The organism is Streptomyces sp. NPDC033845 (assembly GCF_055576225.1).
Genome location: NZ_JBVIRI010000020.1, coordinates 1 through 14,003, shown reverse-complemented (window position 1 = coordinate 14,003; position 14,003 = coordinate 1). Strand labels below are relative to the sequence as shown.

Annotated in this window: 9 protein-coding genes; 6 read left to right on the top strand and 3 right to left on the bottom strand. The window is 74.6% G+C overall.

Annotated features, from left to right (window positions below):
• Nucleotides 1–33: 33 nt before the first annotated feature.
• Together ACZ50K_RS30560 and ACZ50K_RS30555 are read right to left on the bottom strand one after the other, a co-directional pair.
• Entirely contained in the window at nucleotides 34–2,094 is a 2,061-nt protein-coding gene (locus ACZ50K_RS30560; protein WP_468908905.1) for a phosphocholine-specific phospholipase C, read from the bottom strand.
• 253 nt (nucleotides 2,095–2,347) lie between these two features.
• Nucleotides 2,348–3,307 (bottom strand): LysR family transcriptional regulator, encoded by a 960-nt coding sequence (locus tag ACZ50K_RS30555; protein ID WP_468908902.1) that lies wholly within the window; start codon nucleotides 3,305–3,307, stop codon nucleotides 2,348–2,350.
• 136 nt (nucleotides 3,308–3,443) lie between these two features.
• Between ACZ50K_RS30555 and ACZ50K_RS30550 the strand changes: the two genes are divergently transcribed.
• Nucleotides 3,444–5,633 (top strand): M4 family metallopeptidase, encoded by a 2,190-nt coding sequence (locus ACZ50K_RS30550; protein WP_468908899.1) that lies wholly within the window; start codon nucleotides 3,444–3,446, stop codon nucleotides 5,631–5,633.
• Between the two features lie 143 nt (nucleotides 5,634–5,776).
• Here ACZ50K_RS30550 and ACZ50K_RS30545 read toward each other — a convergent pair whose 3' ends face one another.
• Nucleotides 5,777–5,995 carry an MbtH family protein gene (locus tag ACZ50K_RS30545; RefSeq protein ID WP_468908896.1) on the bottom strand — a complete coding sequence of 73 codons (219 nt, stop codon included), beginning with the start codon at nucleotides 5,993–5,995 and terminating at the stop codon, nucleotides 5,777–5,779.
• A gap of 175 nt (nucleotides 5,996–6,170) precedes the next feature.
• On the opposite strand from ACZ50K_RS30545, the gene ACZ50K_RS30540 reads away from it, so the two are divergent.
• The 5 genes from ACZ50K_RS30540 to ACZ50K_RS30520 are packed head-to-tail and all read left to right on the top strand — an operon-like array spanning nucleotide 6,171 to nucleotide 13,814.
• Nucleotides 6,171–8,558, top strand: coding sequence for a lantibiotic dehydratase (locus ACZ50K_RS30540; RefSeq protein WP_468908893.1), 2,388 nt, complete (start codon nucleotides 6,171–6,173; stop codon nucleotides 8,556–8,558).
• Nucleotides 8,558–10,072 carry an amino acid adenylation domain-containing protein gene (locus tag ACZ50K_RS30535; RefSeq protein WP_468908890.1) on the top strand — a complete coding sequence of 505 codons (1,515 nt, stop codon included), beginning with the start codon at nucleotides 8,558–8,560 and terminating at the stop codon, nucleotides 10,070–10,072. Before ACZ50K_RS30540 ends, ACZ50K_RS30535 begins: the two co-directional genes overlap by 1 nt.
• Nucleotides 10,069–11,208 carry a threonine ammonia-lyase gene (locus tag ACZ50K_RS30530; protein WP_468908887.1) on the top strand — a complete coding sequence of 380 codons (1,140 nt, stop codon included), beginning with the start codon at nucleotides 10,069–10,071 and terminating at the stop codon, nucleotides 11,206–11,208. The genes ACZ50K_RS30535 and ACZ50K_RS30530 overlap by 4 nt, the downstream gene beginning before the upstream one ends.
• Complete coding sequence (locus ACZ50K_RS30525) at nucleotides 11,205–11,468, top strand: acyl carrier protein (protein ID WP_468908884.1); 264 nt, start codon at nucleotides 11,205–11,207, stop codon at nucleotides 11,466–11,468. Before ACZ50K_RS30530 ends, ACZ50K_RS30525 begins: the two co-directional genes overlap by 4 nt.
• Nucleotides 11,469–11,480: 12 nt before the next feature.
• Nucleotides 11,481–13,814 carry a lantibiotic dehydratase gene (locus tag ACZ50K_RS30520; RefSeq protein ID WP_468908881.1) on the top strand — a complete coding sequence of 778 codons (2,334 nt, stop codon included), beginning with the start codon at nucleotides 11,481–11,483 and terminating at the stop codon, nucleotides 13,812–13,814.
• Nucleotides 13,815–14,003 lie beyond the last annotated feature (189 nt).

Sequence of the window (14,003 nt, the reverse complement as noted above, 5' to 3'; positions counted from 1 at the left end):
AGGGCGCGGGCGCGGGCGAGGGGCGGACGTGCCTCAGGTGGTGCGGATGGCCGGGTCGGAGATGCCGGGGGTGCCGTTCTCGACGTGGCCGGCGAAGCGGCGGAGGAAGGTGGTGTCCAGGTCGGACACCACCGAGACGTCGTACCAGCGGCCGGTGGTGCGGAGGTCGACCGTGTGGGTGGTGGTCGATCCGGCGGCGACGCGCAGGGTCTGCGGGGTGCCCCCGTAGGTGTTGGTGACGGTGAGGTTGACCGCCGTGGTGCCGCCGTTGGCCAGGGTCAGGCGCAGGTTGCCGGTGGTGGCGTCATGGCGGGCGGTGACCTCGGGGCCGGCCTTCTTCGCCGGGCCGCGGAAGCCGCGCAGGAAGCCGTTCGGTCCCCAGACGGTCAGGTTGATCTGGTTGCCCGTGGAGGCGGAGGTGCTCCAGGTGTCGGAGAGGGTCTTGCCCGCCTCGACGGTGTAGGGCCAGGGGCCGTCGGTGCGGTTGCCCGAGGTGATGTGGAAGTGGGCGCCGAGGGCGGGGCCGGAGCCGAAGCTCAGGGTGAACTTGCCGGTGGAGGTGGTGCGGGCGCCGTCCACGTACGGGGCGTAGCCCAGCGCTCGGGAGGGCTTGGAGCCGGGTTCCTGGCGGGGCAGGGTGCCGGTGGCGGGCGGGGTGGGGACGTAGTCGGGGTGGCGGTTGCGGTCCGGCGGGAGGTAGCCGGCGGTGGAGGGGAGGGCGGCCGGGGCGGGGTCCGCGGCGGTGAAGTCGAAGGCGGAGGTGAGGTCTCCGCAGACGGCGCGCCGCCAGGGGGAGATGTTGGGCTCCTGGACTCCGAAGCGCTTCTCCATGAAGCGGATGATCGAGGTGTGGTCGAAGGTCTCGGAGCAGACGAAGCCGCCCTTGCTCCACGGGGAGACGACGATCATCGGGACGCGCGGGCCCAGGCCGTACGGTCCGGCCGCGTATCCGCCGCCGCCCGCGTAGAGGTCGCGGGTGACGTCGGCGGTGGACCGGCCCCAGGCGGCGGAGGTGGGCGGGTAGGGCGGGACGACGTGGTCGAAGAAGCCGTCGTTCTCGTCGTAGGTGATGAAGAAGGCGGTCCTGGCCCAGACGTCGGGGTTGGTGGTCAGGGCGTCCAGGACCTGGGAGATGTACCAGGCGCCGAAGTTGACCGGCCAGTTGGCGTGCTCGCTGAAGGCCTCGGGGGCGGCGATCCAGGACACCTTGGGGAGGGTGCCGGCGGTGACGTCCGCGCGCAGCCGGTCGAAGAGGCCCTCGCCGGCGGCCGCGTTGGTGCCGGTGCGGGCCTTCTCGTAGAGGGGGCTGCCGGGCTGGGCGTTGCGGAAGGAGTTGAAGTAGAGGAGGGAGTTGTCCCCGTAGTTGCCGCGGAAGGCGTCGCTGATCCAGCCCCAGTGGCCGGCGGCGTTCAGGCCGTCGCCGATGTCCTGGTAGACCTTCCAGGAGATTCCGGCCGCCTCCAGGCGCTCGGGGTAGGTCTTCCAGCCGTAGCCGAGTTCCTGGTTGCCGAGGACCGGGCCGCCGCCGGTGCCGTCGTTGCCGGTGTGGCCGGTCCACATGTAGTAGCGGTTGGGGTCGGTGGCCCCGATGAAGGAGCAGTGGTAGGCGTCGCAGACGGTGAACGCGTCGGCCAGCGCGAAGTGGAACGGCATGTCCTGGCGGTTCATGTAGGCCATGGTGTTGGCCGTCTTGGCGGGCACCCACTTGTCGTACTTGCCGTTGTTGTAGGCCTGGTGGCCGCCGGCCCAGTCGTGGTTGAGGCCTTCCAGGAACTGCATGCCGAGGTCGGGTGCGGTGGGGTGGAACGGCAGGACGTCCTTGGTCCCGTTGGACTGCTGGAAGACGGTCTTGCCGTTGTCCTGGAGCACGGGGCGCGGGTCACCGAAGCCGCGGACGCCCTTCATCGTGCCGAAGTAGTGGTCGAAGGAACGGTTCTCCTGCATCAGGACGACGATGTGCTCGATGTCCTGGAGGGTGCCGGTGGCGCCCTGGGCGGGGATGGCGGCGGCGCGGGCGATGCTGTCGTTCAGCATGGCGATGGCGGCGGTGCCGCCGGCCATCTGGAGGAACCGTCGACGGTTGACTTCAGCCATGGGTGAGGACCTCGGGGGGTGAGGGGGCCGGGTGGAGGGGCGCCCCCAGGAGAGCCTCCGAGGGGGGCCGGCCGGGGGTGCTTGTGTGACGCGCGGTCGTACAGCCGGCGAAGCCCTCCGGAACCGGCCCAGGTCAAGCCCGCCCCGGCCCGGGCCAACCCGCCCGGCCCAGGTCAACACCGCCCGGCCCGGGTCAACACCGCCCGGCCCCGGTCAACACCGCCCGTCCCGGGTCGGTCCGGGACGGTCCGGGTCAGTCCAGGACGGGGTGGAGTTCCGGGCGGGCGTCCCACCAGGCCCGGTGGAAGGGGTTGTTGTCCAGGTTGGCCAGATAGGCGCGGGCCGTCGCCTCGAAGAGCAGTCCGGCCTGCGCGGCGGAGACCGCGGAGCGGTTCCAGGCCAGCCGGATCCGGCCGGTCACCGGGTCCCCGGTCAGCGGGCGCAGTACGGTGCCGGGCGCGGGCGGCGCGGTGGGCTGGCTCATCGAGACCGCGCGGCCGGCGGCGATCAGTCCGTACCCCATGGTGCGGTCGGTGATCCGGTAGCGGAGGGCGGGGCTGAAGCCGGCCCGGGCGCAGGCGGCGACCAGGGCCTCGGGGCCGCCGTCGTCGTCCTCCGCGAGGGCCATCCAGGACTCCCCCGCGAGGTCGGCGAGGTCGATCCGGGAGCGGGCGGCGAGCGGGTGCCCGGCGGACAGCCGGACGCAGAAGGGTTCCTTGGGGATCACGGTGCGCGCGGTGGTGCCCTCGGGGAGCGGGACCTCGTGGTCGTTGACCTCCCCGTACGCGATCACGTCGTAGTGGCCGGAGCCGAGGAGCCGGGTGAGGGCGGTCACCGAGTGCTCCACCTCCAGGGCGACCTCGCGTCCGGCGACGACCTGGTCGAGGCGTTCGAGGAGTCCGTCGATCAGGACGAGCAGGATGCAGCCGAGGCGGAGCGGGCTGTGGGTGGCGGCGGTGCGGGCGCCGGCGGCGAGGGCGTCCATCTCGCCCAGCACCCGGCGGGCCGTGGAGAGCACGAACCGGCCGAGCGGGGTGGGGTCGACACCGTGCCGGCCGCGGACGAAGAGTTCCCCGCCGGCGACCTGCTCGATCCTGCGGAGCTGGGCGGACAGGGCGGGCTGGGACACCCCCAGGCGGCCCGCCGCGCGGCCGAGACTCCCGGCTTCCGCGATCCGGCAGACGGCCTCTAGATGTCTCAACTCCAGCTGCATTTCGGCAGCGTACGAGAGGTGCGGGCGGCGCACCATAACCCGCGTCTTATGACGTCAGGGATGTCCCCCGCCGGTCATGTCCACGCCCATACTCGGCGCGTTCCACCGTCTCCCCCCACCACGAACGGAGCAGACGTTGCAGCGCACCCGAATGACCGCGGCCGTGGCGGCCCTCGCGCTCACCGCGAGCCTGGCCGGCGCCGTCGCCGGCACCGCCTCCGCCGCGGCGCCCTCGCCGCAGCCCGCACCCCCCGAGCGCGGCAAGGCCATGGCCCTCGCGGCCGCCGACCAGGCCGCGAGCAGCGGACTCGACGGGCTCACCCACGGCACCGACGAGGAACTGGTCCGCACCACGGTCACCCCGTGGTCGAACGGCCTGTACTACGCCGCCTACCAGCGGACCTACCGGGGCCTCCCGGTGGTCGGCGGGGACGCGGTCGTGCTCTCCGACAGCGCGGGCAAGGTCCGCGAGGTCACCGCCGCACCCGCCCCCCGGATCCGGATCGGCACCCGGGCCGCGGTGACCGCCGCCGCGGCCGAGAAGACGGCCCGCAAGCAGCTGGCCTCCGTGGAGAGCGCCGCCGCCCCCGAGCTGAAGGTGCTCCTCAAGGACGGCAAGCCGCTGCTGACCTGGCACACCGACGTGATCGGCCGGACCGCGAAGAACCTACCCAGCGCCCTGGACACCTACGTCGACGCCCGTACCGGCGCGATCGTCCAGGCCACCGACAAGGTCCGGCACGCCGACGGCCGCGGCTACCACAACGGCAACGTCACCATCGACACCGCCGCCTCCTCGATGACCGACCCGAACCGCTCCGGCTTCCGCTGCGGCGGCCAGAACGGCAGCGCGTACACCGGCTCCTCCCCCTGGGGCAACGGGACCGCAAACGACCTGGTCACCGCCTGCGTGGACATCATGTACGCGGCCCAGCGCGAGTCCGACATGCTCAAGCAGTGGCTCGGCTACAACGGGATCAACGGGCAGGGCGGGATGGTCCCGGCCCGGGCCGGGCTCAGCGAGGTCAACGCCTACTACGACGGCCAGAAGACCACCTACGGCCGGAACCAGAACGGCACCAACCAGCTGACCGGCATCGACGTGGTCGCCCACGAGTACGGCCACGAGATCTTCGACAAGACCCCGGGCAGCGCCGGCGGCAGCAACGAGAACGGGGGCATGAACGAGTCCACCGGCGACATCTTCGGGGCGCTCACCGAGCACTTCGCGAACAACCCCAACGACACCCCGGACTACACCGTCGGCGAGAAGCTGAACTTCACCGGCGACGGCAAGCCGATCCGCTACATGTACAACCCCTCGCTGCACAGCGGCGACCCCAACTGCTACAACCAGCTGACCAGCGGCACCGAGGTGCACGCCGCGGCCGGCCCGCAGAACCACTGGTTCTACCTGCTCGCCGAGGGCTCCAACCCCGGCGGCGGCAAGCCCGCCAGCCCCATATGCTCCGGCGGTCCCTCCTCGGTGACCGGGATCGGCATCCAGAAGGCCGGCAAGATCTTCATGGGGGCGCTGCTCGCCAAGACCTCCTCCTGGAACCACCTGGCCGCCCGCAAGGCGACGCTGACCAGCGCCAAGAACACCTACGGCAGCGCCGAGTGCCTGGCGGTGAAGGCCGCCTGGGACGCGATCCGGGTCCCCGCGCAGTCCGGTGAGACCGACTGCGGCGGCTCCACCACCCCGGACTTCTCGCTGGCCCTGAACCCGGCCACCGGCTCGGTGCAGCCCGGCAACTCGGTGACCAGCACGGTGTCCACGACCACCGTCGGCGGCAACGCCCAGACCGTCCAGCTGTCCGCGAGCGGCCAGCCGAGCGGGGTGACCGTCAGCTTCAGCCCCTCCTCGGTGACCTCCGGGAGCTCCGCCACCATGACCGTCGCGGTCGCCGCCGGCACCGCGCAGGCCACCTATCCGATCACCGTCACCGGGACCGGGACCGCCACCCACACCGTCACCTACAACCTGACCGTGGGCACCGGCACCCCGCCCACCGGCTGCGCGGGCTCGGAGTTCACCTACCGGGGCACCCTGGCCTCCGGCCAGACCGGAGTCCAGCCCGACGGCTCCTACTACTACTCGACGGTCTCCGGCCGGCACACCGGCTGCCTGCGCGGCCCGGCCGGCACGGACTTCGACCTCTACCTGCAGAAGTGGAACGGCTACGGCTGGACCGACGTCGCGGTCTCCGGTGACGAGGACGCCGACGAGGACATCAGCTACAACGGCACCGCCGGCTACTACCGCTACGTGGTCCACGCCTACAGCGGCTCCGGGGCCTACACCCTGGGCGTGACCAACCCGTAGCGCCCGCACCGACCGCCGGACCTGACCACCCGGCGGGCTCCCGTCGCCTCCCCGCACGGGGGGGGCGGGGCCGGACCCTGGACAAGGGTCCGGCCCCGCTGCCGTTCCCGGCCCCGCTGCCGTCCTCCGGGGCGGCGGTGCGCTCAGTGCGCAGACCCGGCCATCCGCTCCCGCAGGCTCCGGGGCCGCATGTCCGTCCACACCCGCCCGATGTGGTCCAGGCACTCCTGCCGGCCCCCCTCGGTGCCCTCGGCCTCCCAGCCGGCCGGCAGCTCCCGGTCCAGCCGCCAGACCGAGTACTGCTCCTCCTCGTTGCGCACGACCCGGTAACCGGTCCCGCCGCTCACGCTGTTGGCACTCATCGTGTCCGCTCCTCCTCTTGGCTTCGGTCGCCGGGGCCAGCGTGCCCGGCGCCCCCGCCGGCCCATAGGGACAAACGCGCAGCAGCACCGGCGGAAGACGCTGCCGCTCCTTCCCTGTCAGCGGGGTGCCGTCCACCGGCAGTGTTCGGGGCAGCCAGCCTGGAAGGAGTTCGTCATGTCGGAGCAGCCGGAGCAGCCGGAGATGCCGGAGATCCCGGATACGCCGCACAGTCCGGAGAGCGTGCATCTCCCCACCGGGGGGTGGCGGCTGTGGGAGCACTTCGCCCTCCGCGGCCCCGGCTTCCCGGCCGAGGGGGTTCTCCGGATGGCCCCGCCCGGACTGGCGCCCGCCGCCGACAAGTTCGGACCCGGCGACACCCTGGCCGGGCCCGAGTGGGAGGCCTTCCTCGACACCTTCGACACCGGGGCGGTCCGCACCGCCGGGCTGCTCCAGGAGATCGCCGGCTCGCCGCGCTTCCGGGCCGCCGTGGCCTGGCAGAACCCGGCCGTGCTGCGCACCGGCATCGCCCCGTTCCTGAACTGGACGCCGACCGCCGCGAGCCGGACGAGCATGCCCCGGCAGCGCGAGGAGCTGGTCGCCCACTACTGGCAGCGGTTCTGCGTCAAGAACGACACCATCGGCTTCTTCGGCCCGGTCGGCTGGGGCCGCTGGGACCTGGCGACCCGGGGCATCGAGGTGGACCCGGGCCCGCCCGGCACCGGATTCCTCGCCGACTCCCGCGTCTACTTCGCCTCCTGGGCCATCGACGCCCTCGCCAGGACCCTGGGCGCCGACCCGGCCCTGATGGCCTGGATCCCGCCGCGCCGGGTGTCCTTCGTCCGGGTCACCGACGGCACCGTACGGATGCCGGGCCGGCCCCCGCAGGAGATCGGCGCCACCGCCCGGACCGTCCTGGAGCTCTGCGACGGCGTCCGTACGGTCGCCGGGATCGCCGAGGCCGCCGCCCTCTCCGTGCAGGAGACCGAGGACGCGGTCCGGACCCTGGTCGGCAAGCGCTGGGCGCACTGGCGCCTGGACGTGCCCTCCGCCACCCACCCCGACCGCGAACTGCGGGTGATCCTGGAGCGGATCGGCGATCCGGCCGTCCGGGAGCCCGCCCTGGAGAAGCTGGACGTGCTGGTCCGGGGCCGTGACGCGGTGCAGGCGGCCGGCCAGGACGCCGAGGCGCTGACCGCCGCGATCGGCGCCCTGGAGGCCGAGTTCGCCGCGCTCACCGCCACCGACGCCCAGCGCTCCAAGGGCTCCCGCACCGCGCCCTGCCGCGGTCTGGTCTACTCCGACGCCCGCCGGGCCGCCACCGCCACCCTGGGGACCGTCCTCCACGAGGAACTGGCCCCGCTCGCCCAGTGCCTGACCGCGGCCCGCTGGATGACCAACCGGGTGGCCGAGGGCATCCGGGCCGGGATCCGGGAGGCGTACGGGAAGCTCGCCGCGGCCGGCCCGGTGGACCTGGGCTCCCTGTGGATGGCCACCCTGCCGTCCCCGCACCCGCGGGCCGGCGCGATCATCGACGCCGTCCAGGACGAACTGCGGGCCAAGTGGGCGGAGATCCTGGCCGTCCCGGAGGGCGCGCGCCGGGTCCGCCGCAGTTCGGCCGAGATCGCCGACCGGGTCCGGGAGGCCTTCGAGGAGCCCGGTGCCGGCTGGTCGCTGGCCCGCTACTTCAGCCCGGACGTCCTGGTCCTGGCCGAGGACCGGGCCGCCGTGGAGCGCGGTGAGTTCGAACTGGTGCTCGGCGAGATGCACTCGGCGCTGAACACCATGGGCGCCTCCCTCTTCGTCCACCAGCACCCCGACCGGGACCAGCTGATCGCCGAGGTGGACCGGGACTTCCCCGGGCCGCGGCTGCTGCCGCAGCTCCCCAAGGAGCTCCCGCTGAAGTGGTCCACCCGCAGCCGGCCCTCGCTGGACCGGGACGAGGACTACTACGTCGCGGTGATCGACGACACCGGCGACCCGCACCGCCCGCGGACCCTGCTCGGCGCCGACGTACGCGTCGAGGACCGGGAAGGCCGGCTGACCGCGGTCCTGCCGGACGGTGCCGCGTTCGACCTCCTCGACGTCTACGCCAACACGCTGACCCAGCGGGTGATGGACCGCTTCACCCTGCGCCCGGAGGGCGAGCACACCCCGCGGATCACCATCGACAAGATGATCGTGGCCCGCGAGACCTGGTCGGTGCCGGTCACCGAACTCGCCTTCGCCGAGGAGAAGTCCGAGGCCAAGCGGTACGTCCGGGCCCGGCACTGGCAGACCGGCCGGGAACTCCCCCGCTACGTGTTCGTGGTCTCCCCCACCGAACCCCGGCCGTTCTACGTGGACTTCGACAGCCCGGTCTATGTCACCATCCTCGCCAAGGCGGCCCGCCGGCTGGCCCGCAAGGACCCCGCGGCCCGGCTGAAGTTCAGCGAGATGCTGCCCACCCCCGAGCAGGCCTGGCTCACCGACGACGAGGGCTCCACCTTCACCTCGGAGCTCCGGTTCGTCGCCGTCGACCAGACCGCCGTGGAGGGCGCCGGCCCCGGGGGCGGTGCGCGGTGATGCGGACCTTCGTCGACGACATCCTGGAGCACGCCGCCCGGCACCCCGGACGGACCGCCCTGACCACCCCGGACGGAGACATCGGCTACGGCGCGCTCGCCGCCCGCATCGAGGAGACGGCGGCCCTGCTGCGGGCCGCCGGGGCCGGCCCGGAGACCGTGTGCGCGGTGGCCGTGGAACGCGGCGCCGACTCGGTGGCGGCCCTGGCGGCCGTGGTCCGCTCCGGCGCCGCCTTCCTCGGCCTGGACGTGGAGCAGCCGCCCGCCCGGCTGGCCGCCCTGGTCCGCAGCGGTGGCGCGGACCTGCTGCTCACCACCTCGGCCCTGGCCGGCCGGACGGCCGCGCTCGGCATCCCCGGGCCGCCGGTGCTGCTGGACCGCCCGGCCGGGACGGACCCCGGCCGCCGGCCGGCGGCGGCGTACGGCCCCCGGCACGAACGGCAGCTCGCCTACGTCAGCCACACCTCCGGCAGCACCGGGGAACCCAGCGCCGTCCTGGTCGAGCACCGGGGCCTGGACAACTACCTGCGGTTCGTGGCCCGGGACTACGCCCTGGGCCCGGACACGGTGGCCCTCCAGGTCGCCCCGCCCGGCTACGACGCCTCCCTGCGGGACACCTACGCCCCGCTGCTGGCGGGCGGCCGGCTGGTCCTGGCACCGCGCTCGGCCCTGCTGCGGCCCGAGGAGTTCGGGGCCGTGGTGCGCGCCCACGGGGTGAACACCCTGCTGAGCGTCACCCCCTCCTTCCTGTCCTTCCTGGCCGGGCAGCCGGATCCGGCCGGACTGCTCGCCGGGATCACCCTGGTGGTGTCCAGCGGGGAGTCCCTGCGGCCCTTCCTGTCGGCGGGCGGCCGGGCCCTGCTGGGCGGCCGCCTGGTCAACCAGTACGGGCCGACCGAGTGCACGATGACCTCCACCCGGCACAGCGTCCCGGCGGACCCCGACATCGCGGCCGACCTGGTCGGGACCCCCATCGACGGGGTGCTGGTCCGGCTGCTGGACGCGGGCCTGCGGCCGGTCGCCGACGGGGAGACCGGCGAGGTGTACATCGGCGGGGCCGGGGTGGCCCGCGGCTACCGCGGGCTGCCCGCCCGGACCGCCGAACGGTTCGTACCGGACCCCTACGGCCCGCCCGGCAGCCGGCTCTACCGGACCGGGGACCTGGCCCGCAGCGGCCCGGACGGGCTCGAATACCTGGGCCGCGGCGACCGCCAGGTCAAGATCCGCGGCTACCGGGTGGACCCGGCCGAGGTCGAAGGGGCGCTGCTGGCGCATCCCGCGGTCACCGGGGCCGTGGTCACCTCCGACACCGACGGGCAGGGCCGGGTGTACCTGGTCGCCCATGTCACCGGGGACCTGGCGGACACCGGCGATCCGGCGCTGCGCACCCATCTGGCCGGCACCCTGCCGCCGCATCTGATGCCGCGCCGGTTCGTCCGGCTGGACCGGCTGCCCACCACCCGCGGCGGCAAGGCGGACCGCCGGGCCCTCGCCGGGACGGGAGGCCGGCCGTGACCACCGCCCCCACCGCGCCCGGCCCGGACCTGGACCCGGCGGACCTCGACCCGACCGCACTGGACCCGACCGCACTCGACCGGACCGCCCTGGACGCGGCCCTGGACGCCGCCCTGGCGGAGCTCCCGCCGGAGCGGCCGCTCGGCCCCGCCGACGTGGCCGCGGCCGCCGAACGGATCGCCGGACACGTCCGGCACACCCCGCTGCTGCCCGGACTGCCCGCCCCCGGGCGCCGGCGGAATGGCTGGGGGCTGCTGCTGAAGGCCGAACACCTGCAGTACAGCGGCTCGTTCAAGATGCGCGGCGCCGTCAACGCGGTGCTCGCGCTGGGCGCCCGGGAGATCGTCGCCGGTTCCTCCGGGAACCACGGGATCGCGCTGGCCCGGCTGGCCGTCCCGCTGGGCGTCCGGGTCACCGTGGTCCTCGCCGACGGCGCCAGCCCCGCCAAGACCGCCCTGATCCGGGCGCTCGGCGGACGGACCGTCGGCGTCCCCGGCGGGGTCGCCGAACGGGACTCCACCGCCCGGGAGCTCGCCGCCCGGACCGGCGCCCTGCTGGTCCCCTCCTCCGACCACCCCCTGGTGGTCGCCGGCCAGGGCACCGTCGGCCTGGAGATCCTCGCCGACGCCCCCGACACCCGTACCGTCTACGTCCCGGCCGGCGGCGGCGGACTGCTCGCCGGGATCTGCCTGGCCGTCCGCGACCTCCCGGTCCGGGTGGTCGGGGTGGAACCCGCCGGCACCGACCGGTACGCCCGCTCGCTGGCCGCCGGCCGGCCGGTCCGGCTGGCGCCCGGCGACACCGTCGCCGACGGGCTGCGCGGCCAGCAGCCCGGGGCCGTCACCTATCCGATCATCCGGGACCGGGTCGACGACCTGGTCTCCGTGTCCGACGCCGAGATCCTCGCCGCCGTCGCGCTGCTGCGCCGCCGGGGCATCGAGGCCGAACCCAGCGGCGCCGTCGCACTGGCCGGCGCCCTGCGCGCCGACCGCGACGCCGGCCGGGCCGTCGCCGTCGTCTCCGGCGGCAACACCGGCGCGGCCCTGACCGCCGCCCTCACCGACCGTACCCGGAACGCGCGTTCTCACAACGCCCGCATCCAGCCCGACCGCATCCCGACGGAGGACCCCTCATGACCGCGAACACCGCCGCCCTGCCCACCGGAACCGCCCTCACCGACCTGGTGGTGGAGGTCTACCGGGAGACCCTCGGGGTCGCCGAACTCGACGAGCAGAGCGACTTCTACGAGTGGGGCGGCGACTCCCTGAGCGCCTTCCGGATCACCGCCCGGCTGGAGGAGGTCCTCGGCGCGGAGGTGCCGGTGGCGCTGGTCTTCGCCTACCCCTCGCCCGCGGACCTGGCCTCCGTCGTCGAGTCCGACCTCGTCCAGGTGTGAGGGCGGCCCACCATGATCGACACCGATACCGACAGCGGCACCGGGCCCGCGCCCCGGCTGCCCGGCGGGGGCCGCCGGCTCTGGGACCAGTTCGCCCTGCGCGGCGCCGGGTTCCCGGCCTCCGGGGTGCTGCGGCTGGCCCCCGACGGGCTGGCCGCGGCCGCCGACAAGTTCGGCCCCGAGGACCCGCTCGGCAAGGGCGGCGACCCGGCGGACAGCGGCTGGGGCGACTTCGCCGCACTGTTCGCCGAGGCGGCCGTGGAGACCGCGCACGCCCTCCAGGACATCGCCCGCACCCCGGCCTTCCGGGAGGCGGTGGCCTGGCAGAACCGCCCGGTGCTCGCCTCCGGCATCACCCCGTTCCTGAACTGGACGCCCAGCGCGGCCGGCCGGACCAGCATGCCCCGGCAGCGCGAGGAGCTGGTCGCCCACTACTGGCAGCGGTTCTGCGTCAAGAACGACACCATCGGCTTCTTCGGCCCGGTCGGCTGGGGCCGCTGGGACCTGGACACCGAGGGGGTGACCGTGGACCCCGGCGGAGGCGGGCTGATCGCCGCCTCCGAGGTGTACTTCGCCTCATGGGCCGTCGACGCCCTGGCCTCCGTCATCGGGGCCGAACCGGCCCTGCTCGACTGGGTGGCGCCCCGCCGGGTGCCGTTCGTCCGGCTGGCCGGCACCGAGGTGACCGTGCCCGGCCGGCCGGCCGCCGCCCTCGACCCGGAGCCCGCGGCCGTGCTCGCCCTGTGCGACGGCACCCGGACCGCCCGGGAGATCCGGGCCGCGCTGCCCGGCACCGACGTGCCCGCCGTGCTGGCCGACCTGGTGGCCCGCCGCTGGGTGGTGTGGAAGCTGGAGATCCCGGCCGACGCCCGCCCGGAACGCTTTCTGCGGGCCTGGCTCGACCGGATCGGCGACCCCGCGCTCCGACGGCCCGGACTGGCCGCGCTGGACGCGCTGGAACGCGGCCGGGACGCGGTGGCCGCCGCCGACGGAGCCGACGGCCTGCTGGCCGCCCTGACCGCCCTGGAGGCGGAGTTCACCGCCCTCACCGAGACCGCCGCCGTCCGCGAGAAGTCGGCCGGCACCGCCCCCTGCCGGGCCCTGGTGTACTCCGACACCCGGCGGGCCGCCACCGCCACCCTCGGCCGGGCCGTGCACACCGCCCTGGCCCCCCTGGACCCGCTGCTGACCAGCGCGGACTGGCTGACCGCACGGCTGGCCGAGGCCGTGATGGCCCGCGCCGGGGAGGTGCACGCCCGGCTCGCCGCCGACGGCCCGGTGGACCTGGCCGCGTTCTGGTTCGCCTGCATGCCGATCCTGCACGGGGCGGCCCGGGAGGAGACCGCCGCCCTCCAGCGGGAGTTCCGTCGGCGCTGGGACACCGTCCTGGCGGCCCCGCCGGACGTACGGCACCTGCGGCTGACCCTCGACGACATCGCCGGGCCGGTCGCCGAGCAGTTCGGCGGGACCTCCGGCACCGGCTGGACCGCCGCCCGCTATCTCAGCCCCGACATCATGATCGCGGCGACCGGCACCGAGGCCATCGCCCGCGGGGAGTTCGAACTCGTCCTCGGCGAGCTCCACATGGCCGCCAACACGCTCGGCGCCTCGCTGTTCGTCAACCAGCACCCCGACCCCGCCGAACTCCTCGCCCTGACCTCCCGCGACCACCCCGGACCCCGGCTGCTGCCGCTGCTGCCCAAGGAGCACCGCTCCCGGCTCTCCGCCCGGATCCGGCACACCCTGGTCCGGCCCGAGGACTACTACGTGGCCCTGGTCGACTTCACCGCCGACCCCGGCCGGCCCCGGACCGTCCTGAGCGCCGACGTCACCGTCACCGAACGGGACGGCGAACTGCGGGTGGTCCTGCCCGACGGGGCCGAGTTCCCCGCCGTGGACGTGTTCTCGCACGTCCTGACCACCCTGGCGATGGACCTGTTCCAGATCCTGCCGGAGGAGGCGGAGCACTCCCCCCGGGTCACCGTGGACCGGCTCGTCGTCGCCCGCGAGACCTGGCGGCTGCCCGCCGGGGACCTCGGCTTCGCCGAGGAGAAGGACGAGGCCCGCAGGTTCGTCCGGGCCCGCCGCTGGCGGGAGCGGCACGGGCTGCCGCGCTTCGTGTTCACCGTCCTGCCCACCGAGACCCGCCCCTTCTACGTGGACTTCGACAGCCCGGTCTACGTCAACATCCTCGCCAAGGCGGTCCGCCGGATGGCCCGCAAGGACCCGGCCGGCCGGGCCGTGTTCACCGAGATGCTGCCGAACCCCGAACAGGTCTGGCTGACCGACGAGGAGGGCCGCGGCTTCACCTCCGAACTGCGCTTCGTGGCCGTGGAGGAGGCATAACCCCCTCCCCGCCCCGCGCCCGCACGGCACCCCGTGCGGCGGCTTCCCACCGGCGGCGGGGGGGGGGGGGGGGGGGCCCCCCCCCGCCCCCCCCCCCCGGCGGGGGGGGGGGGGCGGGGGCGCGGGGGCGGGGGGGGGCGGGGGGGCGGGGCGGGGGGGGGGGGGAGAATAGTGGGGGGGGGAAAAACC